The organism is Streptomyces pseudoechinosporeus (assembly GCF_054783935.1).
This window is the reverse complement of record NZ_BAAGPS010000023.1, coordinates 1-20,340: the sequence shown is the minus strand read 5'-3', so window position 1 is coordinate 20,340 and position 20,340 is coordinate 1. Positions and strand designations below refer to the sequence as shown.

12 protein-coding genes and 1 tRNA gene are annotated in these 20,340 nt (G+C 68.4%); 3 read left to right on the top strand and 10 right to left on the bottom strand.

The genetic code is table 11. The features are described 5' to 3' along the window. Nucleotides 1–9: 9 nt before the first annotated feature. Together ACYVO6_RS23505 and ACYVO6_RS23500 are read left to right on the top strand one after the other, a co-directional pair. On the top strand, nt 10–882 hold the full coding sequence (locus tag ACYVO6_RS23505; protein ID WP_461064193.1) for an Fpg/Nei family DNA glycosylase: 873 nt from the start codon (nt 10–12) through the stop codon (nt 880–882). Nucleotides 883–914: 32 nt separating this feature from the next. After that, on the top strand, nt 915–1,679 hold the full coding sequence (locus ACYVO6_RS23500) for an SDR family NAD(P)-dependent oxidoreductase (protein ID WP_461064191.1): 765 nt from the start codon (nt 915–917) through the stop codon (nt 1,677–1,679). Between the two features lie 612 nt (nt 1,680–2,291). On the opposite strand, the gene ACYVO6_RS23495 is transcribed toward ACYVO6_RS23500, so the two are convergent. The 8 genes from ACYVO6_RS23495 to ACYVO6_RS23460 form a co-directional block, all read right to left on the bottom strand. After that, on the bottom strand, nt 2,292–2,666 hold the full coding sequence (locus ACYVO6_RS23495; protein WP_461064189.1) for a helix-turn-helix domain-containing protein: 375 nt from the start codon (nt 2,664–2,666) through the stop codon (nt 2,292–2,294). A gap of 109 nt (nt 2,667–2,775) precedes the next feature. Then, nucleotides 2,776–3,321 (bottom strand): CinA family protein, encoded by a 546-nt coding sequence (locus tag ACYVO6_RS23490; protein ID WP_461064187.1) that lies wholly within the window; start codon nt 3,319–3,321, stop codon nt 2,776–2,778. Then, nucleotides 3,321–4,052 carry a CDP-diacylglycerol--glycerol-3-phosphate 3-phosphatidyltransferase gene (gene pgsA, locus ACYVO6_RS23485; protein ID WP_461064185.1) on the bottom strand — a complete coding sequence of 244 codons (732 nt, stop codon included), beginning with the start codon at nt 4,050–4,052 and terminating at the stop codon, nt 3,321–3,323. The genes ACYVO6_RS23490 and pgsA overlap by 1 nt, the downstream gene beginning before the upstream one ends. Further along, nucleotides 4,049–5,521: a 30S ribosomal protein S12 methylthiotransferase RimO gene (gene rimO, locus ACYVO6_RS23480; RefSeq protein ID WP_461064183.1), complete on the bottom strand. Its 1,473-nt coding sequence runs from the start codon at nt 5,519–5,521 to the stop codon at nt 4,049–4,051. The genes pgsA and rimO overlap by 4 nt, the downstream gene beginning before the upstream one ends. Nucleotides 5,522–5,642: 121 nt before the next feature. Continuing rightward, nucleotides 5,643–6,482 carry a helix-turn-helix domain-containing protein gene (locus ACYVO6_RS23475; protein WP_461064181.1) on the bottom strand — a complete coding sequence of 280 codons (840 nt, stop codon included), beginning with the start codon at nt 6,480–6,482 and terminating at the stop codon, nt 5,643–5,645. Nucleotides 6,483–6,752: 270 nt separating this feature from the next. Continuing rightward, nucleotides 6,753–9,506 (bottom strand): DNA translocase FtsK, encoded by a 2,754-nt coding sequence (locus tag ACYVO6_RS23470; RefSeq protein WP_461064179.1) that lies wholly within the window; start codon nt 9,504–9,506, stop codon nt 6,753–6,755. Nucleotides 9,507–9,741: 235 nt separating this feature from the next. Beyond that, nucleotides 9,742–10,419 carry a response regulator gene (locus ACYVO6_RS23465; protein ID WP_461064177.1) on the bottom strand — a complete coding sequence of 226 codons (678 nt, stop codon included), beginning with the start codon at nt 10,417–10,419 and terminating at the stop codon, nt 9,742–9,744. A 276-nt stretch (nt 10,420–10,695) separates the two neighbouring features. After that, nucleotides 10,696–16,185, bottom strand: a complete 5,490-nt coding sequence (locus tag ACYVO6_RS23460) for a HAMP domain-containing protein (RefSeq protein ID WP_461064175.1) — start codon at nt 16,183–16,185, stop codon at nt 10,696–10,698. Nucleotides 16,186–16,497: 312 nt separating this feature from the next. On the opposite strand from ACYVO6_RS23460, the gene ACYVO6_RS23455 reads away from it, so the two are divergent. Continuing rightward, nucleotides 16,498–19,248 carry a SpoIIE family protein phosphatase gene (locus tag ACYVO6_RS23455; protein ID WP_461064173.1) on the top strand — a complete coding sequence of 917 codons (2,751 nt, stop codon included), beginning with the start codon at nt 16,498–16,500 and terminating at the stop codon, nt 19,246–19,248. A gap of 95 nt (nt 19,249–19,343) precedes the next feature. On the opposite strand, the gene ACYVO6_RS23450 is transcribed toward ACYVO6_RS23455, so the two are convergent. Together ACYVO6_RS23450 and ACYVO6_RS23445 are read right to left on the bottom strand one after the other, a co-directional pair. Continuing rightward, a tRNA-Thr gene (locus tag ACYVO6_RS23450) sits at nt 19,344–19,416 on the bottom strand. Nucleotides 19,417–19,507: 91 nt separating this feature from the next. Then, nucleotides 19,508–20,170 (bottom strand): DegT/DnrJ/EryC1/StrS family aminotransferase, encoded by a 663-nt coding sequence (locus tag ACYVO6_RS23445; RefSeq protein ID WP_461064853.1) that lies wholly within the window; start codon nt 20,168–20,170, stop codon nt 19,508–19,510. Nucleotides 20,171–20,340: the final 170 nt, after the last annotated feature.

The following is a 20,340-nucleotide window of genomic DNA, read 5'->3' as shown; positions in this document are numbered from 1 at the left end:
CTGGACCTCATGCCCGAAGGAGACACCGTCTGGCAGACCGCCCGGCGCCTGCACACCGCCCTCGCGGGCCGCATGCTCACCCGCTCCGACCTCCGGGTGCCCAAGTACGCCACGGCCGACCTCACCGGACGCACCGTCCTGGACGTCACCCCACGCGGAAAGCACCTGCTCACCCGTATCGAGGGCGGGCTGACGCTGCACACGCACCTGCGGATGGACGGCTCCTGGAAGGTGTACTCACCCGGCGAGCGCTGGAACGGCGGCCCCGGTCACCAGATCCGCGTGATCCTCGGCACCGCAGAGCACACAGCCGTCGGCTACCGGCTCCCCGTACTGGAACTGCTCCGCAGCACCGACGAACACCGGGCCGTGGGCCACCTCGGCCCCGACCTCCTGGGCCCGGACTGGAACCCCGGCAAGGCCCTGGAGAACCTCCTGCGCGACCCAGCCCGCCCGCTCGGCGAGGCCCTCCTCGACCAGCGCAACCTCGCCGGAATCGGCAACGTCTACAAGTGCGAGCTCTGCTTCCTGCTCGGGGCCACCCCATGGCTGCCCGTAGGTGACCTCCCCGCCGAACGCGCCGCCCAGTTGCCTACCCTCGCCAAGAAACTCCTGGAAGCCAACCGCGACCGCCCCGCCCGCAGCACCACGGGCCGCCGCGACCAGAACCTCTACGTGTACGGCCGCGCACCCCGCCCCTGCCTGCGCTGCCGCACCTCGATCCGCACGGCGAACCAGGGCGACGGCTCCCGAGAGCGTCCCACGTACTGGTGCCCGACATGCCAGTCGGGCCCGGTCCCGGGGACGAAGCCCTCCCCGTCACGTAGACCCCCATCCCGTACGACCCCACCACCCACGCCTCCATCCCGTACGACTAATTGACGATCCGTCAGAAACTCTCGTACGGTCCTTTCATGCCTGTCACGGCGTACGACCTCACCGGACGCACCGTTTTTATCACCGGCGCCGCGAGCGGCATCGGCCGCGCCTGTGCCGTGCTCCTCGCGGAGGCGGGAGCTGTTGTCCACTGCGCGGACCGCGATGACCAAGGCCTCGACGAGACGGCTGCCCTGATCAAGGACAAGGGCGGCGTGGCCCACACATACGCCCTCGACGTCACCGACCGCGCCCTGCTCGGCCAGGCGGTCGCGGCCTGTGAACGCCTCGATGTGATGACCGCCGTCGCCGGGATCATGCACAGCAGCCCGGTCCTGGAGACTCGCGAGGAGGACCTCGACCGAGTGCTCGGCGTCAACTTCAAGGGCGTGCTGTACGCGTGCCAGGAGGCGGCCCGTGCCATGATCGCGTCCGGTACTCGCGGCAGCATCGTCACCATGGCCTCGGGCGCTGTCGACACCGGAGGGCCCGGGTTGCTCTGCTACGGGGCGGCGAAGGCGGCCGTTGTCCAGTTGACGAAGACCCTGGCGACCGAGATGGGGCCGCACGGCATCCGCGTCAACGCGGTCGCGCCGGGCTGGATCCGTACGCCCATGACCGACCGCAACGACGACGAGGCCCAGGCGCGGACCGAGGCGTTCATGGCCCGGATGTCACCGCTGGGCCGGGTCGGCGAGCCGGAGGACATCGCGCACGCGGTCCTGTATCTCGCCTGCGACGCCTCGGCCTTCACGACGGGCCAGATCCTCCGCCCGAACGGAGGCGTGGCCATGCCTTGGTAGCACCAGTGCCGGACCTACTCCCCAAAGCGCAACCGAAGCCTCTCGTCAGCCTTGGCCCGGTCCTTCGGCACACAGTGCACCGGAAGCAGACTCAGCCCCCACCCGCCGGCCACGGCCATTCCCTCCCACGCCCCGGCATCCGATGCAAACGCCCATCGCACCGCTCCCCACCACCACAGCGCCCCGCCCCCCAGAGCCAGCCCCCACCGCCCTATTCGCACCGCCCGGCCCGCCATGGCGCCACCTCCAACCCGCCAACCGACGCTGGACCGCGACCGTCAACCACCAGCAGGGCGCATCAATCCCCACGAGGCGCACCCGGCGCACCACCACACCAAAGGCACCGTCGCTCCGCTTCGCGCGCCCCAGCCCCTCCCACCATCGCCGTCCCGAGACACACCGGCAAACGGTGCAAAAGTGATGAAATCGAAACGCGAATGCTCCGACAGCTGCCCTCCGGAACGCAAGAAGCCTCGGCAGCCGCCCTCCAGCAACGCAAAAACCCCGACCGCACCCCTCCAGGTCTCCCCGGAGAGGCCCCGATCGGGGCCCTCACACAGTTCTCAGCTCATGTGGGCGTACTCACACCGACCGACCACAAGCCCGCAACCGTCAGGCGGCGACTACGTCGACCGCCTCGGTCGGCGCCTTGATCGTCACTCGTTCCGGTGGCACACCGGTCACTGACACGGAATTGAGCATCGGGCGTACTGGCGTGGGCACAGGCTCAGTGACCGCTGCCGACCGGGCCAGCTCGGCGAGGGCAAGCTCATCACTCACTTCTCGCATGAGCTCGGACATCCGTACGTCCAGCGCGTCGCAAATCGCGGAGAGCAGCTCGGAGGAAGCCTCCTTCTGCCCCCGCTCCACCTCGGAGAGATAGCCGAGTGAAACTCGGGCGGACGAGGAGACTTCGCGCAGAGTACGGCCCTGGCGCTGGCGCTGCCGACGCAGCACGTCACCAAGCAGGCGACGGAGCAGAATCATCGGTGGCTCCCTCCTCGGGCCGTGTAGCCGCATCCTTCTCGCCCCACCGTACCGCCTTGCGCGGCGGCCGTGCGGGGAGCGATGTCGTGTTCACTCAGGGCTGCAAACATCAATTCCCCCCGTTCTGTTCCGTATCCTGTGCCCGCTCATTTCCCATGTGTTCGTGCTCGAGCTCCTCCAGGAGAAGCCCGAGCACGCTCCGTACACTCTCCATACGGATTTCCGTCCGGCCGCCGTTCAACCGCAGCGCCGCCACTTTCCCGCCACCAAAACCGCCGCCGACCTCCGCGGAAGGCCCGTCGATGGCAATGAAAACCGTGCCGACCGGCTGCCCGTCCTGGCTTTCGGGCCCCGCGACACCGGTGGTCGCGATGCCCCAGTCCGCGCCGAGCGCCTTGCGCACACCGGCCGCCATCTGTGCCGCGACCTGCGGATCCACCGCCCCACGCTGTTCCAGCAGGGTAGCGTCCACGCCGAGTACATCCCGCTTCACATCGGTGGCGTACGAGGTCACGGAGCCGCGGAAGGCCTTGGAGGCCCCCGGCGTTGCGGTGATTGCCGCTGCCACCAGACCACCCGTCAGCGACTCGGCGACAGCCAGCGTCTCGCCCTTCACTGTCAGTAGTCTCAGCACTTCAGCAGCTTGGGAAGCCATTACTCCGCCTCCTTTGCCGCGGCTTTCCGCTCGTCGAGACCCTGGCGTCGCAGCACAATGGCTTGTCTCACATAGTCGAGCCCGGTCACCACGGTCAGAGCGACCGCCACAGCCATCACCCAGAACCTCAAGGTCGCCAATGGCCCCGTCAGCACCAGGACGTACATCCCGACCGCCGTGCCCTGGGCGAGTGTCTTCATCTTGCCGCCGCGGCTCGCCGGAATGACGCCGTAGCGGATAACCAGGAAACGCAGCAGAGTAATTCCGAGTTCCCGCCCGAGGATGACACCCGTCACCCACCACGGCAGATCGCCGAGCGAGGACAGACAGATCAGCGCGGCCCCCATGATCGCCTTGTCGGCGATCGGGTCGGCGATCTTCCCGAAGTCGGTGACGAGGTTGTACGTACGCGCAAGGTGACCGTCGAAGATGTCGGTGATCATGGCAACCGCGAAGGCGGCCCAGGCCCAGGCCCGCCAGACCGGGTCGTATCCGCCTTCGGCCAGCATCAGCGCGACGAAGCCCGGCACGAGCACGAGACGGAGCATGGTCAGGAGGTTCGCGACGTTCCAGACGCTGGCCTGGTTGACAGCCACGGCGCCCAGCTTCCCGCCGCGCGACGACTTCGAGCCCTGAGCACCGGAAGCGCCCGTACCGGTAGCGCCGGCGGCAGCACCACGCGTGCCGGGCGCGCCGGGGCCGCCCGCCGCGGATGCCGGGACTCCCGTCATCTGGCAGCCTCCTCAGGACCTGCGAGCGAGCCCAGGAGCGGCTCGGCCACCAGGTCGACACCTTCCGTACCGACCACCTTCGCCTCGACCATACGACCGGCCGTCAGACCTTCGCCGCTCGTGAACAGCACCTGGCCGTCGGTCTCCGGGGCCTGGTGCGCCGCACGGCCGGTCGCGCCCTCGGCGGCGTCGAGCGCCTCGACGAGGACCTCCACGGTCTCGCCGAGGCGCTCCTCGGCCCGCTGTGAGACCAGCTCCTCCGCGAGCCGCGAGATGCGGGCAAGCCGCTCGGCGACGACGTCCTCGTCCAGCTTGTTCTCGTACGTCGCCGCTTCCGTGCCCTCCTCGTCGGAGTACCCGAAGACGCCGATCGCGTCCAGCCGCGCGCCGTTCAGGAACCGCTCCAGCTCGGCCAGGTCGTCCGCACTCTCGCCGGGGAAGCCCACGATGAAGTTGGACCGCACGCCCGCCTGCGGGGCCTTGGCGCGGATCGTGTCGAGCAGTTCCAGGAACCGGTCGGTGTCCCCGAAGCGCCGCATCGCGCGCAGCACACCGGGAGCGGAGTGCTGGAAGGACAGGTCGAAGTAGGGCGCGATCTTCGGCGTCGAGGTCAGTACGTCGATGAGTCCGGGCCGCATCTCGGCGGGCTGCAGATAGCTGACCCGCACCCGCTCGATGCCGTCGACATCGGCGAGCTCGGGCAGCAGCGTCTCCAGGAGCCTGATGTCGCCCAGGTCCTTGCCGTACGAGGTGTTGTTCTCGGAGACCAGCATGATCTCCTTGACGCCCTGCTCGGCCAGCCAGCGCGTCTCCCCGAGGACATCGGACGGGCGGCGCGAGATGAAGGAGCCGCGGAAGGACGGGATGGCACAGAAGGAGCAGCGCCGGTCGCAGCCCGAGGCCAGCTTCACCGAGGCGACGGGAGAGCCGTCGAGTCGTCGCCGCAGGGGCGCACGGGGGCCGGAGGACGGAGCGAGCCCCTCCGGAAGATCGGCCGGGCCGTGCCCGGGAAGCGCGACCTCGGCGGCGGATTCCTGCCGCTCGGCAGGGCTGATCGGGAGCAGCTTGCGGCGGTCACGCGGGGTGTGCGCTGCGTGGATCCCGCCGTTCAGGATCGTCTGGAGCCGGTCGGAGATGTCCGCGTAGTCGTCGAAGCCCAGCACGCCGTCGGCCTCGGGTAGGGCCTCGGCGAGCTCCTTGCCGTACCGCTCGGCCATGCAGCCGACGGCGACGACGGCCTGGGTTCTGCCGTGCCCCTTGAGGTCGTTGGCTTCCAAGAGGGCGTCGACGGAGTCCTTCTTGGCGGCTTCGACGAAGCCGCACGTGTTCACGACGGCGACGTCCGCTTCCTCGGCGTCCTTCACGAGATGCCAGCCGTCCGCCTCCAGGCGGCCTGCGAGCTCCTCCGAGTCCACCTCGTTACGAGCGCAGCCGAGAGTGACAAGTGCGACGGTACGGCGTTCAGGCATGGGCTCAAGACTACTTCGTCCCACTGACAGCCCACGTCGACGGGGTTGGCCGACCTTGGCCAACCCCGTGCCCGCCTGCCCGAAAAACCCGGTGCCCGCCTGCCCGTGAATGCCGTACGGCTCAGCCGACCTCGGGGTCACCCTTCGTGTACGTCAGGCGCTCGACCCCTCCCGGGCGGAACTCGTCGTCGATCTTCTTGCCGTTCACGTACAGCTGGAGCGCACCCGCGTCACCGAGGACGAGGTCGATCTTCTCCTTGTCCTGGAAGGTCTTGGAGTCGCCCTGTTCCAGGAAGCCGTCGAACAGTCGTCGGCCGTTGTGGTCGTGGGCCGAGATCCAGCTGCGCCCGTCGGGGGCGGTCACCCGGACGGTCACCTTGTCCTGTGGCGCGGCCGCGATGGCGCTGTCCGACGCGTCGGGCGTGGGGTCGGCGGTCTTGCCCGGCTTACGGTCGGGGGACTTGGTGGTGGCGGGCTTGGAACCCTCGGCGACCTGTGTCTTCGCATCGGCTCCGTCGTCGCCGTTGACCAGCGTGAACCCGACGAAACTGATCACGGCGACGATCGCGGCGACCATGGCCGCGGTCCAGTTGGGCCGCTGGCGCTCCGGACGGATCCGCTCCGCCTCGAACAGCGGTGCCGCCGGCGTCGGCGCCGGACGCCCGCCGTGCTCGGCGGCGAACTGCGCGAGCAGTGGATCCGGATCGAGGTGCACGGCGCGTGCCAGGGTCCGGATGTGACCGCGCGCGTAGACATCTCCGCCGCAGGGAGCGAAGTTGTCCTGCTCGATCGCTTGCACGATGGCGATGCGGACCCGGGTGGCGTTACTGACATCGTCGACGGTCAGCCCTGCGTCGATACGTGCCTGTCGCAGCGCAGTGCCGATCGAGGGACGGTCGTCTTCTTCGAAGGGACGCTCGTCCTCAGGGGTGTTGTCCTCAGGGGAGTTGCCGATGGACACGGGGGCGCCTTTCGAGCGTGTAGCCACCTGTGCTGGAGGTTCAGTCTATGGGGGGTGCGAAAGGGTGGGGCAACCGGTCGGTATGACTTTGTACGCCATCAGAATGGCCGGACATCCTGATGGTGGGACACGTACCTGTCCCTTCCCTCAACTTGACGTGCGCCGAAGGGAAACGGTTGCTCGCCGCTTCTTTACGGATGAGTCACGTTCACGCATCGTCGACCCACTCGCACAGGGACCCGGCCCGCACCGATTCCTGACGGTGATTCCTTACGGTTGAGCTTCCCCACGGATCACCGCGAGCACTCCGTCCAACTCGTCAGGTTTCACAAGAACATCACGAGCTTTGGAACCCTCGCTCGGACCGACGATGTTGCGGGACTCCATGAGGTCCATCAGCCGCCCGGCTTTGGCGAACCCGACGCGCAGCTTGCGCTGGAGCATCGAGGTGGATCCGAACTGCGTGGAGACGACGAGTTCGGCCGCCTGGCACAGCAGGTCGAGGTCGTCGCCGATGTCCTCGTCGATCTCCTTCTTCTGCTTGGTGCCGACCACGACGTCGTCCCTGAAGACCGGCGCCATCTGGTCCTTGCAGTGCTGTACGACCGCCGCGACCTCGTCCTCGGTCACGAAAGCACCCTGCATACGGGTCGGCTTGTTGGCCCCCATCGGCAGGAAGAGCCCGTCGCCCTTGCCGATCAGCTTCTCGGCGCCGGGCTGGTCGAGGATGACGCGGCTGTCGGCGAGCGAGGAGGTGGCGAAGGCGAGCCGGGACGGCACGTTCGCCTTGATCAGACCGGTGACGACGTCCACGGAGGGCCGCTGGGTGGCGAGGACGAGATGGATGCCGGCCGCGCGAGCGAGCTGCGTGATGCGCACGATGGCGTCTTCGACGTCCCTGGGGGCGACCATCATCAGGTCGGCGAGCTCGTCGACGATCACCAGCAGATACGGGTACGGGCTGAGCTCGCGCTCGCTGCCCTCGGGCAGCTTGACCTTGCCGTTCCTGATGGCCGCGTTGAAGTCGTCGATGTGCCGGAATCCGAACGCTGCGAGGTCGTCGTAGCGCAGATCCATCTCCCGTACGACCCACTGCAGCGCCTCGGCGGCCCGCTTCGGGTTGGTGATGATCGGCGTGATCAGGTGTGGAATGCCTTCGTACGCGGTGAGTTCGACGCGCTTGGGGTCGACGAGCACCATGCGGACGTCTTCAGGAGTCGCCCTGACCATGACCGACGTGATCAGGCAGTTGATGCAGGACGACTTACCGGAACCGGTCGCTCCGGCCACCAGCACATGCGGCATCTTCGCGAGGTTGGCCATCACATAGCCGCCCTCTACGTCCTTGCCGAGCGCGACCAGCATCGGGTGGTCGTCCTCGGCCGCGTCGGCCAGCCGCAGTACGTCGCCCAGGTTGACCATCTCGCGGTCGGTGTTGGGGATCTCGATGCCGACCGCCGACTTGCCCGGGATCGGGCTGATGATCCGCACATCCGGGCTGGCGACGGCGTACGCGATGTTCTTGGTGAGCGCCGTGATGCGCTCGACCTTCACGGCGGGGCCGAGCTCGACCTCGTACCGCGTGACCGTCGGGCCGCGCGTGAAGCCGGTGACGGAGGCGTCGACCTTGAACTCGGTGAAGACGGTGGTGAGCGACTCGACGATGGCGTCGTTGGCGGCGCTGCGCGCCTTGCCGGGGCCGCCGCGCTCCAGGAGGTCGAGCGACGGCAGGGAGTACGTGATGTCGCCGGAGAGCTGGAGCTGTTCGGCGCGCGGCGGGAGTTCGCGCGGCTCCTCCGGGGGCGCCTTGGTCAGGTCGGCGACCTCGGCCTTCAGCATCTCCTGCTTGGGCTTGCCGCCCTTGCTGCGCGCGGCCGGTACCGGCGTCGTCTCCTGGTGTCCACCACCCGTGTCCTCGCGCTCGCCGCGGTCCGCCCCGACGCCCTGCGTCAGATCGGCCACGAGCGGCGAGGGCGGCATCCCGTGCATCACGGCACCGTCGAGCGCCGCTGCGGCCGCCGCGGCAACGTCCACCGCGTCCATCTGCCGGTCTGCGGCGGGTTGCTGCACAGCGGGCCGCCTGGAGCGGCTCCGGCGCTTGGAGAGCGCCTCCTGCTCGGCGCTGTCCGGGTCGTACTCCTCGGACGCCCGGGGCGCGGAGCGGCGCTTTCGGGAGCGCGCGGGCAGCGCCTCGCGCCACTGGTCGTCATAGCGCTCGTCGTCCTCGCTGAAGCCGTCCTCAGCCGTCTGCGGCTGTACGAGGCCGAGCTTGGCGCCGAGCAGCCCTAGCCGCTGCGGGATGGCGTTGACAGGGGTCGCCGTGACGACCAGGAGCCCGAAAACGGTGAGCAGCACGAGGAGCGGTACGGCCAGGATCTGGCCCATCATGTACGTCAGCGGCGTCGCCGCGCCCCAGCCGATGAGCCCGCCGGCGTCCCGTATCGCCTGCATGCCGTCGCTGCGCGCGGGCGCCCCGCAGGCGATGTGGACCTGGCCGAGTACGCCGATGACGAGCGCGGACAGGCCGATGACGATCCGTCCGTTGGCCTCGGGCTTCTCGGGGTGCCGGATGAGTCGTACGGCGATCACCGCGAGCAGGAGCGGCACGAGCAGGTCGAGGCGGCCGAAGGCGCCGGTCACCAGCAGCTCGACGAGGTCGCCGACGGGGCCGCGGAGGTTGGACCAGGTGCCCGCGGCGACAATCAGGGCGAGGCCGAGCAGAAGCAGGGCGAGTCCGTCCTTTCGATGCGCCGGGTCCAGCCCCTTCGCACCCCGCCCTATGCCTCGGAACACTGCGCCGACGGCGTGCGCGACACCGAGCCAGAGGGCGCGTACCAGCTTGAACACGCCCCCGGTGGGATTGGGCGCCGGCTTGGGCGGGGCGGCTTTCCTCGCCGCGGCCTTCTTCGCGGGAGCCTTCTTGGCCGGGGCTTTCTTCGCGGGGGCCTTCTTCGCCGCAGCCTTCTTCGGAGCGGCCGCCTTCTTCGCGGTCGACTTCTTGGCTGCGGGCTGACGTGAGGCCATGGGTGTGAGGTTACCGGTGGAGACCAGCGGACACGTGTGCCTTCTGCTTCACCCGTTCGTGTCACCTCCACCGAGGTGCCAAGTTGACGGGCTTTTAACTGCCGTACGGGCGCTGGACGCCGCAGAGCAGCACCGTTCAGCTCAGCTCCCAGGCAGGCAGCCAACTCACCCGCAGGCCATCAGCTCATACGCCAGCAAGGGCAAGGCGACGCGGAATTCCCGCAGTTGTGCAAACTCAGTTCTGCGAAGGAAGCGAAGCCGTGCCATTCCCCGTGCCCGGCTCCAGCGCGTCCAGCGCCCTGCGCAGTCCCGTGAGTTTGCGCTCGAGATGAGCCGCGGTCGCCACCGCCGCCGCATCCGCCGAGTCGTCGTCGAGCTGCTTGGAGAGCGCTTCGGCCTGCTCCTCGACGGCCGCGAGCCGCGCGGAGAGTTCGGCGAGCAGTCCGGCCGGTTCCTTGGACTCCGCGCTCTTGCCACCACCCTCCAGTTGGAGCCGCAACAGCGCAGCCTGCTCCCGGAGTTGGCAGTTCTTCATGTAGAGCTCGACGAACACGGAGACCTTCGCCCGCAGCACCCACGGGTCGAACGGCTTGGAGATGTAGTCCACCGCACCCGCCGCGTATCCCCGGAAGGTGTGGTGCGGACCGTGGTTGATGGCGGTGAGGAAGATGATCGGGATGTCCCGGGTCCTCTCCCGCCGCTTGATGTGCGCGGCGGTCTCGAAACCGTCCATGCCCGGCATCTGGACATCCAGAAGAATGACCGCGAAATCGTCCGTGAGCAGTGCTTTGAGCGCTTCCTCCCCGGACGATGCCCGAACCAGTGTCTGATCGAGCGCAGAGAGGATGGCCTCCAGCGCCAGCAGATTCTCCGGCCGGTCATCGACCAGGAGGATCTTGGCCTTCTGCACCATGGCCCGTCCTCCTCGCCCCGGCAGTGCACCGGGCGCCGCCCCAGGGGACGACTCCCTTACGCCGCCCGTCCTTGTGCCGGTCATGGTAGCCGCACCCCGCCTGTCGCCACACCCTGTCACCGCGATGTCACTGTGCACGTAGCAGAAACGCGGCAGGAGACCAGAAGGTTCCCCGAATCCCGGGTTTCTACACGGGGCCGGGCACAGTCAGTCAGCAGCTCCGCGCGCCCGGGTCCCCCAGGTTCTCTGATCACTTGAACAGGGGGCCCGATTCGGTCACCGTTCGCGCATCCATCGGTCCATCACCTCAAGCAGATGATCGGGATCGACCGGCTTCGTCACATAGTCGGAAGCCCCCGACTCGATCGCCTTCTCACGGTCGCCCTTCATCGCCTTCGCGGTGAGGGCGATGATCGGCAGGCCTGCGAACTGGGGCATCCGACGGATCGCCGTCGTGGTCGCGTATCCGTCCATCTCGGGCATCATGATGTCCATGAGGACGACCGTGAGGTCGTCGTGCTGTTCCAGGACCTCGATGCCCTCGCGGCCGTTCTCGGCGTACAGCACCGACAGGCCGTGCTGCTCCAGGACGCTGGTGAGCGCGAACACATTGCGGATGTCGTCGTCGACGATCAGCACCTTCTCGCCCTCGAAGCGGAAGACGCCCCGCGGCTGGGCGGACGCCTCCTCACCGCGCGCGGCCCAGGGCTCCTGGACCTGGCCCTGCTGCCCCGACAGCGCGGGCCGCTGCCCGGCCGAGGGCAACGACCTGCGGCGCCGCCTGAAGAGCGCGGCGGCCCCGTTCTGGGTCTCCTGGTACGACTTGACCTCGGCGGGCGTCTCCACAGGGGCCCCGTCCTCGATCTCCGCGGGCAGCGCGAGCGCTCCGTTGTCCATCGCCGGCGCCGCGAGCTGTGGGTAGCCCTGCGGCGGCAGTTCGCTCGCGTGCAGGGGCAAATACAGCGTGAACGTGGAGCCCCGTCCCGGCTCGCTCTGCGCATGGATCTCGCCGCCCAGCAGCCGCGCGATCTCCCGCGAGATGGACAGCCCCAGTCCCGTACCGCCGTACTTCCTGCTGGTCGTGCCGTCCGCCTGCTTGAACGCCTCGAAGATGACCCGCATCTTGCTGGCCGCGATGCCGATGCCGGTGTCGGTCACGGAGAACGCGATCAGATCGGCGTCCGCGTCCCGCAGCGAGCCCGCCTCCAGGAGCTGCTCCCGGATGGCGACGGGCACGTCCGCACCGGCGGGCCGGATGACGAGTTCGACCGCTCCGGAGTCGGTGAACTTCACCGCGTTGGAGAGCAGGTTGCGCAGCACCTGGAGGAGCCGCTGCTCGTCCGTGTGCAGCGTGGCGGGCAGTTCCGGAGAGACGCGTACGGAGAAATCGAGGCCCTTCTCTGCCGTCAGCGGACGGAAAGTGGCCTCTACGTAGTCGACGAGTTGGACCAGCGCGATGCGCGTCGGCGATACGTCCATCTTGCCCGCCTCGACCTTGGACAGGTCGAGGATGTCGTTGATCAGCTGGAGCAGGTCGGAGCCCGCCCCGTGGATCGTCTCGGCGAACTCGACCTGCTTGGGGGTGAGGTTGGAGTCCGCGTTGTCTGCGAGCAGCTTGGCGAGGATGAGCAGCGAGTTGAGCGGCGTACGCAGCTCGTGCGACATATTGGCGAGGAACTCGCTCTTGTAGCGCATGGAGACCGCGAGTTGCTCGGCGCGCTCCTCCAGGACCTGCCGCGCCTCCTCGATCTCGGTGTTCTTGACCTCGATGTCGCGGTTCTGCCGGGCCAGCAGCTCGGCTTTCTCCTCCAGTTCGGCGTTGGACGCCTGGAGGGCCTTCTGCCGGTTCTCCAACTCGGCCGACCGCTCCCGCAGTTGCTCGGTCAGCTCCTGCGACTGCTTGAGCAGCACCTCGGTCTTGGTGTTCACGGCGATCGTGTTGACGCTCGTCGCGATCATCTCGGCGATCTGGTTGAGGAAGTCCTTCTGGATCTGCGTGAACGGCTGGAACGACGCCAGCTCGATCACCCCCAGAACGGTCCCTTCGAAAAGCACCGGCAGCACGATGACATGCGCCGGAGGCGCCTCACCGAGCCCGGAGGCGATCTTCAGGTACCCGGGCGGCACATTGTCGACGAGAATGGTCCGCCTCTCCTTGGCGGCCGTCCCGATCAGCGTCTCTCCGGGCCGGAACGACGTCGGCATGGACCCCATGGAGTAGCCGTAGTGCCCGAGCATGCGCAGTTCGTACGAGTCGTCGCCCGCGGCGCCCACGTCCTTGCCGTCGTCCAGGGGCATCGCCAGGAAGAACGCGCCGTGCTGCGCCGAGACCACCGGAGTCAGTTCGCTCATGATGAGCGAGGCCACGTCGGCGAGGTCGCGGCGGCCCTGCATCAGACCGGAGATGCGGGCCAGGTTGCCCTTCAGCCAGTCCTGTTCCTCATTGGCGATGGTGGTGTCGCGCAGGTTGGCGATCATCTTGTTGATGTAGTCCTGAAGTTCCTGGATCTCGCCGGAGGCGTCCACGTCGATCTTCAGGTTGAGGTCGCCACGGGTCACCGCGGTCGCCACGCGCGCGATGGCCCGTACCTGCCGGGTCAGGTTCCCGGCCATCTCGTTCACGGACTCGGTGAGGTCGCGCCAGGTGCCGTCGACGTCGCGTACGCGCGCCTGGCCGCCCAACTGCCCCTCGGTGCCCACCTCGCGGGCGACGCGGGTGACCTCTTCGGCGAAGGACGAGAGCTGGTCGACCATCGTGTTGATGGTGGTCTTGAGTTCCAGGATCTCGCCGCGCGCGTCGATGTCGATCTTCTTGGTCAGGTCGCCCTTGGCGATGGCCGTGGTGACCATCGCGATGTTGCGCACCTGGCCGGTCAGGTTGGACGCCATGCCGTTCACGGACTCGGTGAGGTCCTTCCACGTACCGGCGACCCCCGGGACGTGCGCCTGACCGCCGAGGATGCCGTCCGTGCCCACCTCGCGGGCCACCCGCGTCACCTGGTCGGCGAACGAACTCAGCGTCCGCACCATCGTGTTGACGGTGTCCGCGAGCTGGGCGATCTCGCCGCTCGCCTCGACCGTGACCTTCTTGGTGAGGTCGCCGTTGGCCACCGCCGTCGCGACCTGGGAGATGTTGCGCACCTGGCCGGTCAGGTTGTTGGCCATCACGTTGACGTTGTCGCTCAGGTCCTTCCAGATGCCCGTCACACCGGGCACACGCGCCTGACCGCCGAGGTTACCGTCGGTGCCCACCTCACGGGCCACCCGCGTCACCTGCTCGGCGAAGTTCGACAGCTGGTCGACCATCGTGTTGACGGTGGTGACGAGTTCGAGGATCTCGCCCTTCGCGTCGACGGTGATCTTCTTGGACAGGTCGCCCTTGGCGACCGCCGTGGTGACCTCGGCGATCTGCCGCACCTGAATGGTGAGGTTGTTCGCCATGAAGTTCACGGACTGCGTGAGGTCCTTCCAGGTGCCGGAGACACCCTGCACCTCGGCCTGGCCGCCGAGAATGCCCTCCGTGCCCACCTCGCGGGCCACCCGCGTCACCTGCTCGGCGAAGTTCGACAGCTGGTCGACCATCGTGTTGAGGGTGTTCTTCAGCTCGAGGATCTCGCCGCGCGCGTCCACGTCGATCTTCTGCGACAGGTCACCCCGGGCCACCGCGGTCGCGACCTGCGCGATGTTGCGCACCTGAGAGGTGAGGTTGCCCGCCATGCCGTTCACGGAGTCGGTCAGGTCGCGCCACACACCGGCGACGCCGGGTACCTGCGCCTGACCGCCGAGCCGGCCGTCCGTACCCACCTCACGGGCCACCCGGGTCACCTGCTCGGCGAAGGCGCTGAGCTGATCGACCATGGTGTTGATGGTGTTCTTCAGCTCGAGGATCTCGCCGCGCGCGTCGACCTCGATCTTCTGCGACAGGTCACCGCGCGCCACCGCCGTCGTCACCTGGGCGATCTGCCGCACCTGGGACGTCAGGTTGCCCGCCATGAAGTTGACGGAGTCGGTGAGGTCCTTCCAGGTGCCGCTGACGCCGTCCACGCGCGCCTGACCGCCGAGCCGGCCTTCCGTACCCACATCACGCGCCATGCGCGTCACCTGGTCGGCGAAGGTCGACAGCTGGTCCACCATCGTGTTCACGGTGTTCTTCAGCTCCAGCATCTCGCCGGAGACGTCCACGGTGACCTTCTGCGACAGATCGCCGTTGGCCACCGCCGTCGTCACCTGCGCGATGTTGCGCACCTGACCGGTGAGGTTCCGGAACGCGGTGTTGACGGAGTCCGTCAGGTCCTTCCAGGTACCGGCTGCGCCCGGCACCTGCGCCTGGCCACCCAACTCGCCCTCGACACCGATCTCCCGCGCCACCCGCGTGACTTCGTCACCGAAGGACGACAGCTGGTCCACCATCGTGTTGACGGTGTTCTTCATCTCCAGCATCTCGCCGGCCACATCGACGGTGACCTTCTGCGACAGGTCACCGCTGGCCACCGCCGTCGTCACCGAGGCGATGTCCCGCACCTGGGTGGTGATATTCCGGAAGACCGTGTTCACCGAATCGGTGAGGTCCTTCCACGTTCCCGCCGCACCCGGCACATTCGCCTGACCGCCGAGCCGCCCCTCGCCGCCGACCTCGTTGGCGACCCGGGTCACCTCGTCCGCGAACGTACGCAGCGTCTCGGTCATCTGGTTGATCGTCTCGGCGAGCTGCGCCATCTCACCGCGCGCCGAAACCGTCACCTTCTGCGACAGATCGCCATTGGCAACCGCCGTCGTCACCTGCGCGATCCCGCGCACCTGGGACGTCAGATTGCCGGCCATAAGATTCACCGAATCGGTGAGGTCCTTCCACACACCGGCCACACCCGGCACCTGTGCCTGGCCGCCGAGCTCGCCCTCCGTGCCGACCTCGCGCGCGACTCGCGTCACCTCGGAGGAGAAAGAGGAGAGCTGATCGACCATCGTGTTGACGGTGTTCTTGAGCTCCAGCATCTCTCCGGCCACATGAACCGTGACCTTCCGGGACAAGTCCCCCTTGGCGACCGCCGTCGTCACCAGCGCGATATCGCGCACCTGAGCCGTCAGCCGGTACGCCATCGTGTTGACCGAATCCGTGAGGTCCTTCCACGAACCGGACATCCCACGCACCCGGGCCTGCCCGCCCAGTTTGCCCTCCGTGCCCACCTCACTGGCCACACGCGTGACCTCGTCGGTGAACGTGGACAGTTGGTCGACCAGGTTGTTGACCGTACGCCCGACCTTCAGGAACTCCCCGCGCAGCGGATGCCCGTTGCCGTCCGGGGCCTGCGCCCTCAGTTCCATACGCGGCGACAGATCGCCTTCGGCCACCGCGGACAGCACCCGGCCGACCTCGGAGACGGGGCGTACGAGGTCGTCGACCAGCGCGTTGGACGCGTCGATCGCCGAGGCCCAGGAACCCTCGCAGACGCCCGTCTCCAGGCGCTCCGTGAGCTTGCCCTCGCGGCCGACCATGCGCCGTACGCGCGACAGTTCGCCCGTCAGGTGCAGATTGCGGTCGGCCACCTCGTTGAAAACAGCCGCGATCTCGGACATGACTCCGTCGCCGGACACCGTCAGGCGCTTGCGGAAGTTCCCGTCCCGCATCGCCTCCAGGGCCATGAGCAGTCTGTTCAGCGCCGCGGTGTCCACCTCGGTGGTCCCGTTGCGCGGTTTGCGCCGGTTACTCAGGGACTCTCCGCCTTTCGCGCGCGCTTTAGTGCCCCGCGTCGCTGCGCCAGACTCCACTGTGTCCCTCCCGCAAGGGTCGACCGTTACTGCTCGGGGTGTTCGGGTAGTGCTCTGCTAGTGCTCTGCGTGTTTGGACCATCTCTTGAAGCTTGCCCAGTGTTTCACCGTGGCTGAACCAGGCCATAACAGTTCGGCAGCTTCGCACATCGTCCGCACACACCCTCCCGGACGGAAACACTGTGGTGACCGGCATCCGCATGGACGGCGAAGGTAAGTAACCTTGCATGCGGCTGTCCAGCCACGCCGGTCCGTCCGGCCTGGGCGGTGGCACGAGCACAAGCGGGCAGGCATCGGAGGGGCGGCCTCACCATGACCACCGGAGTGCATCCTGGGGGACAGCCCCAGGATCCCGGACAGACCGGCAACCGTCACCTGCCGCGGCAGGGGCGAGTCGGCCACGAAGCCCTGCCCGAAGAAACCCGGACAAGGAGTGCTGTGATCACCGCTCGCGCGGCCGCCAGCTTCGACCCCGTCGGACGGTCCGTCGCGACCGCTCGGTCCTTTGTCCGTGACACCCTCCAGGGCTGGGGCTTCGCTGACATCGTCGACGACGCCGTGGTCCTCACCAGCGAACTCGTCACCAACGCCGTGGTACACGCGGGCACGTCCGCCGATGTCCTGTGTCTGCGCACCGAGGACGGCGTACGCATCGAAGTAGCGGACCGCTACCCGGAACGAGAGATTCCACTCCAGGCGGCGGCCGTCAACATGGGCAGCCCCGACCGCGAGGGCGGCCGCGGCCTCCAGCTGTGCGCGGCCCTGGCCGCCGGCTGGGGAGTCGAGTACACGCCCACCCACAAGCAGGTCTGGTTCCAACTCGACCTCCCGGACCGCCCGGTGGGCACCCGCGCCGCCGGCCCCTCGCTGCCCGCCGACCTCCTGCCTCTCGCCGACGGCCGCGTACGCGTCGCCGTCGTCCAGATCGACCGCGCCGGCGCCATCTCCGCCTGGAGCGAGGACGCGGAAGAACTCTTCGGGTACGCGGCCGAGCAGGTCATCGGCAAACCCCTGACCGACCTCGCGGCCTGGCCGCACACCCCCGGCACCAGCACCGGCATCGCCGAGGCCCTCCAGCTCTCGCGCTGGGAGGGCAGTTACGGCCTCCGCGGCGCCAACGGCCGCGTGACACCTGTGTACGCCTCGCATCTGCGCGTCCGCGACACCGGCGGCGAGCCCTCCACGGTCTGTCTCCTTGTACGCGATCACGAGCGCGCCGTCCTGCAGACTCCCCTGCGCGTACCCGCCGCGGACTCGGCGACACACTCCGAAGGCGGCCAAGCCACCGACCCCTTCGAGGTCTTCATCGGCTCCCCGGCCCCGGACGACCTCGACGGCCTCCTCCAGCGCACCGTGGAGCGCGCCCGCGACATGCTCGACGGCGACTCCGCCTTCCTGCTGCTGGCCACCGACGACGAGACCGAGCTGGAGGTACGCGCCTCCACCGGGCTCCCCTCCGCCCGCCAGCGCTTCGCTCGCGTCCCCGTGGAGGCGGGCCCCGGCCGCTACGGCTCGGCCCGGATGCCGGCCGTCCACGACGACCTCACGGCCGTCCCGGGCGCCGTACCGCTGCTGAGCGGCACGGGCATGCGGTCGGTCGTCACGGTCCCGCTGAAGGTCGAGGGCCGCCTCACGGGTTCGCTCGGCGTCGCGGCCGAGTCCCCCGCCCGGTATTCGAACGAAGAAGCCCTGCGCCTTCAGTTCGCCGCCGACCGCATCGCGCTCGCCGTCGAATCGGCCCGCCTGGGCGAGCTGGAGCGTCTGCGCCGGGGCTCGCTGTCCTTCCTCGTAGAGGCCTCCGACCTCCTCGCGGGCACCCTGGACCGCGATCAGACACTGGCCCTCATGGCACAGATGACGGTCCCGACCCTGGCCACCTGGTGCGCCGTCTACACGATTGCCGACCAGGCCTCGGACCCGTATCTCTCGTACGTCCTGCATGAGGACGAGGAGCGCATCGACGGCCTCAAGGCCCTCCTCTCCAAGATCGCCCCGCCGGACCCGGTCCCGACCCCCGGCGCCCGCGTCTGGTCGGCCCCGGCCGAGGCGGCCCACGAGGCGGCCCTGCGCACTTCCATGCGCAGCCTGGGCCGCGGCGAGCCCGCGACGGTCAGCTCCGGCATCGGCACGACCCTCGCCACGGCCTCGGCGGTCGGCGGCGAGACGGTCGTACTCCCCTTGGTGGCCCGCAACCGCGTCATCGGCATGCTGACGCTCGGCAAGCCGACGGACGAACACTTCCGCCAGGAGATCCTGGAACTCGCCGAGGACCTCTCCCGGCGGGCCGCCCTGGCCCTGGACAACTCCCGCCTGTACTCCGAGCGCATGGCCATCAGCCAGTCCCTCCAGCGCAGCCTCCTGCCGCCCGAACTCCCGGTCATCGAGGGCGTGGAGGTCGAGGTCATCTACCGCGCGGCGGGCGAGGGCAACGAAGTCGGCGGTGACTTCTACGACGTCTTCCCGATCCGCGACGGCGCGTACGGCTTCGCCATCGGCGATGTCTGCGGTACGGGCCCGGAGGCAGCCGCGGTCACGGGCCTGGCCCGCCATGCCCTCCGTCTCCTCGCCCGAGAGGGTTTCGGCGGCCCGGCCGTCCTGGAGCGCCTCAACTCCGCGATCCTCGACGAGGGCGCCCGCAGCCGCTTCCTGACCCTCCTGTACGGCGAGTTGTGGCCCCAGGAAGACGGCAGCGCCGTCCTGAAGATCGTCTGCGCCGGCCATCCGCTCCCGCTGCGCCTGCGCCAGGACGGCACGGTCGAACCGGCCGCCGAACCACAGCCCCTCCTCGGCGTCATGGACGATCTCGAACTGTACGAGCAGACGGTGACGCTCGATCCAGGCGATGTCCTCCTGTGCGTGACGGACGGCGTCACGGAACGCCGCGAAGGCACACGCATGTTGGGCGACGACGGCCTCACGGACGTCCTCACCACCTGCACGGGCCTGACCGCCGGCGCGGTCGCCGCCCGCATCATGCGCGCGGTCGAACGCTTCGCTTCCGACGCCCCGTCAGACGACATGGCCATCCTGGCCATGCGCGTTCCGGGTCTCCACAAGGACTGACACAACGGCTGACGCACTGAAGTCCCAGAACAAGTCCCGGCATACGGCATACGAAAAAGGCCTCCGCCCGATCGGGCGGAGGCCTTTGCTGTCAGAGCCCCCAAACGGAATCGAACCGTTGACCTTCTCCTTACCATGGAGACGCTCTACCGACTGAGCTATAGGGGCCTGCCGCGCTTTCGGGTTTTCCCCGCAGCGACGGCATAGATCATACCCCGAACAGCGGAGTGCTCCCAACCGTGTTCGATACCGGCCTCGACTAGAAGGCAGGCTGCAACAACCCACCGAGCGCATTGCACGCGGACACGATCCGATGCATCTCACGCTTCGTCAAAGCAGCGTCCACGGGCAGCGCCAGCGTCTCGTCCGCGGCGCACTCGGTCTCCGGCAGATACACGTCCCGCCGGAACCCGGGCATCCGGTGCACAGGCGTCTTCACCGGTACCCAGCACTCAACTCCCCTGGCCCGCACGGCCCGCGCGAAAGCGTCCCGGTCCGGCCGCCCATTGCCCGGCACCCGCACGACGTACTGCTGGTACGTGTGCCCGATACCGCCTTCCGGCGTCCGCACCCCGCTCAACCGCCTGTCCAGATACCCGGCATGAGCCCTGCGCTGCTCGACCTCGTCGTACGGCGCCTTCGACTCGCTCTGCTCCAGCACCAGGAGACCATGCCGCTGCCCGACGCGCCGCAGCCCCGCGAGGTCAGCGGGCCGACCGAAACGGTGCACGGCGACAGCAGCCACCGTCCGCGGCCCGACGACAGCGTCAACGGCGGCGGCATCAAGACAGTACGTAGCCGGATCTATGTCGGCGAACACCGGCATCGCACCGGTCAGGCTCACGGCCTCGGCGACCTCGACGTTCCCGAACGCCGGCACGATGACCTCGTCACCAAGTCCGACGCCCGCGGCCCTGAGCATTCCTACAGTCCCCATGCTCGGGATGCTTATCGCGCAACGTGAACTCCAAGTGACGCACAACAAAAAAGAGCTGGTCCCCAAACCGAAGTTCAGGGACCAGCTCTTTCAATATTTGTTCGGCGGTGTCCTACTCTCCCACAGGGTCCCCCCTGCAGTACCATCGGCGCTGT

Bases quoted from the DNA above. Each gene is read 5' to 3' on its own strand.
- ACYVO6_RS23505 (WP_461064193.1), top strand. From the start codon at position 10: ATGCCCGAAGGAGACACCGTCTGGCAGACCGCCCGGCGCCTGCACACC.
- ACYVO6_RS23500 (WP_461064191.1), top strand. From the start codon at position 915: ATGCCTGTCACGGCGTACGACCTCACCGGACGCACCGTTTTTATCACC.
- ACYVO6_RS23495 (WP_461064189.1), bottom strand. From the start codon at position 2,666: ATGATTCTGCTCCGTCGCCTGCTTGGTGACGTGCTGCGTCGGCAGCGC.
- ACYVO6_RS23490 (WP_461064187.1), bottom strand. From the start codon at position 3,321: ATGGCTTCCCAAGCTGCTGAAGTGCTGAGACTACTGACAGTGAAGGGC.
- pgsA (WP_461064185.1), bottom strand. From the start codon at position 4,052: ATGACGGGAGTCCCGGCATCCGCGGCGGGCGGCCCCGGCGCGCCCGGC.
- rimO (WP_461064183.1), bottom strand. From the start codon at position 5,521: ATGCCTGAACGCCGTACCGTCGCACTTGTCACTCTCGGCTGCGCTCGT.
- ACYVO6_RS23470 (WP_461064179.1), bottom strand. From the start codon at position 9,506: ATGGCCTCACGTCAGCCCGCAGCCAAGAAGTCGACCGCGAAGAAGGCG.
- ACYVO6_RS23465 (WP_461064177.1), bottom strand. From the start codon at position 10,419: ATGGTGCAGAAGGCCAAGATCCTCCTGGTCGATGACCGGCCGGAGAAT.
- ACYVO6_RS23455 (WP_461064173.1), top strand. From the start codon at position 16,498: ATGACCACCGGAGTGCATCCTGGGGGACAGCCCCAGGATCCCGGACAG.
- ACYVO6_RS23445 (WP_461064853.1), bottom strand. From the start codon at position 20,170: ATGCTCAGGGCCGCGGGCGTCGGACTTGGTGACGAGGTCATCGTGCCG.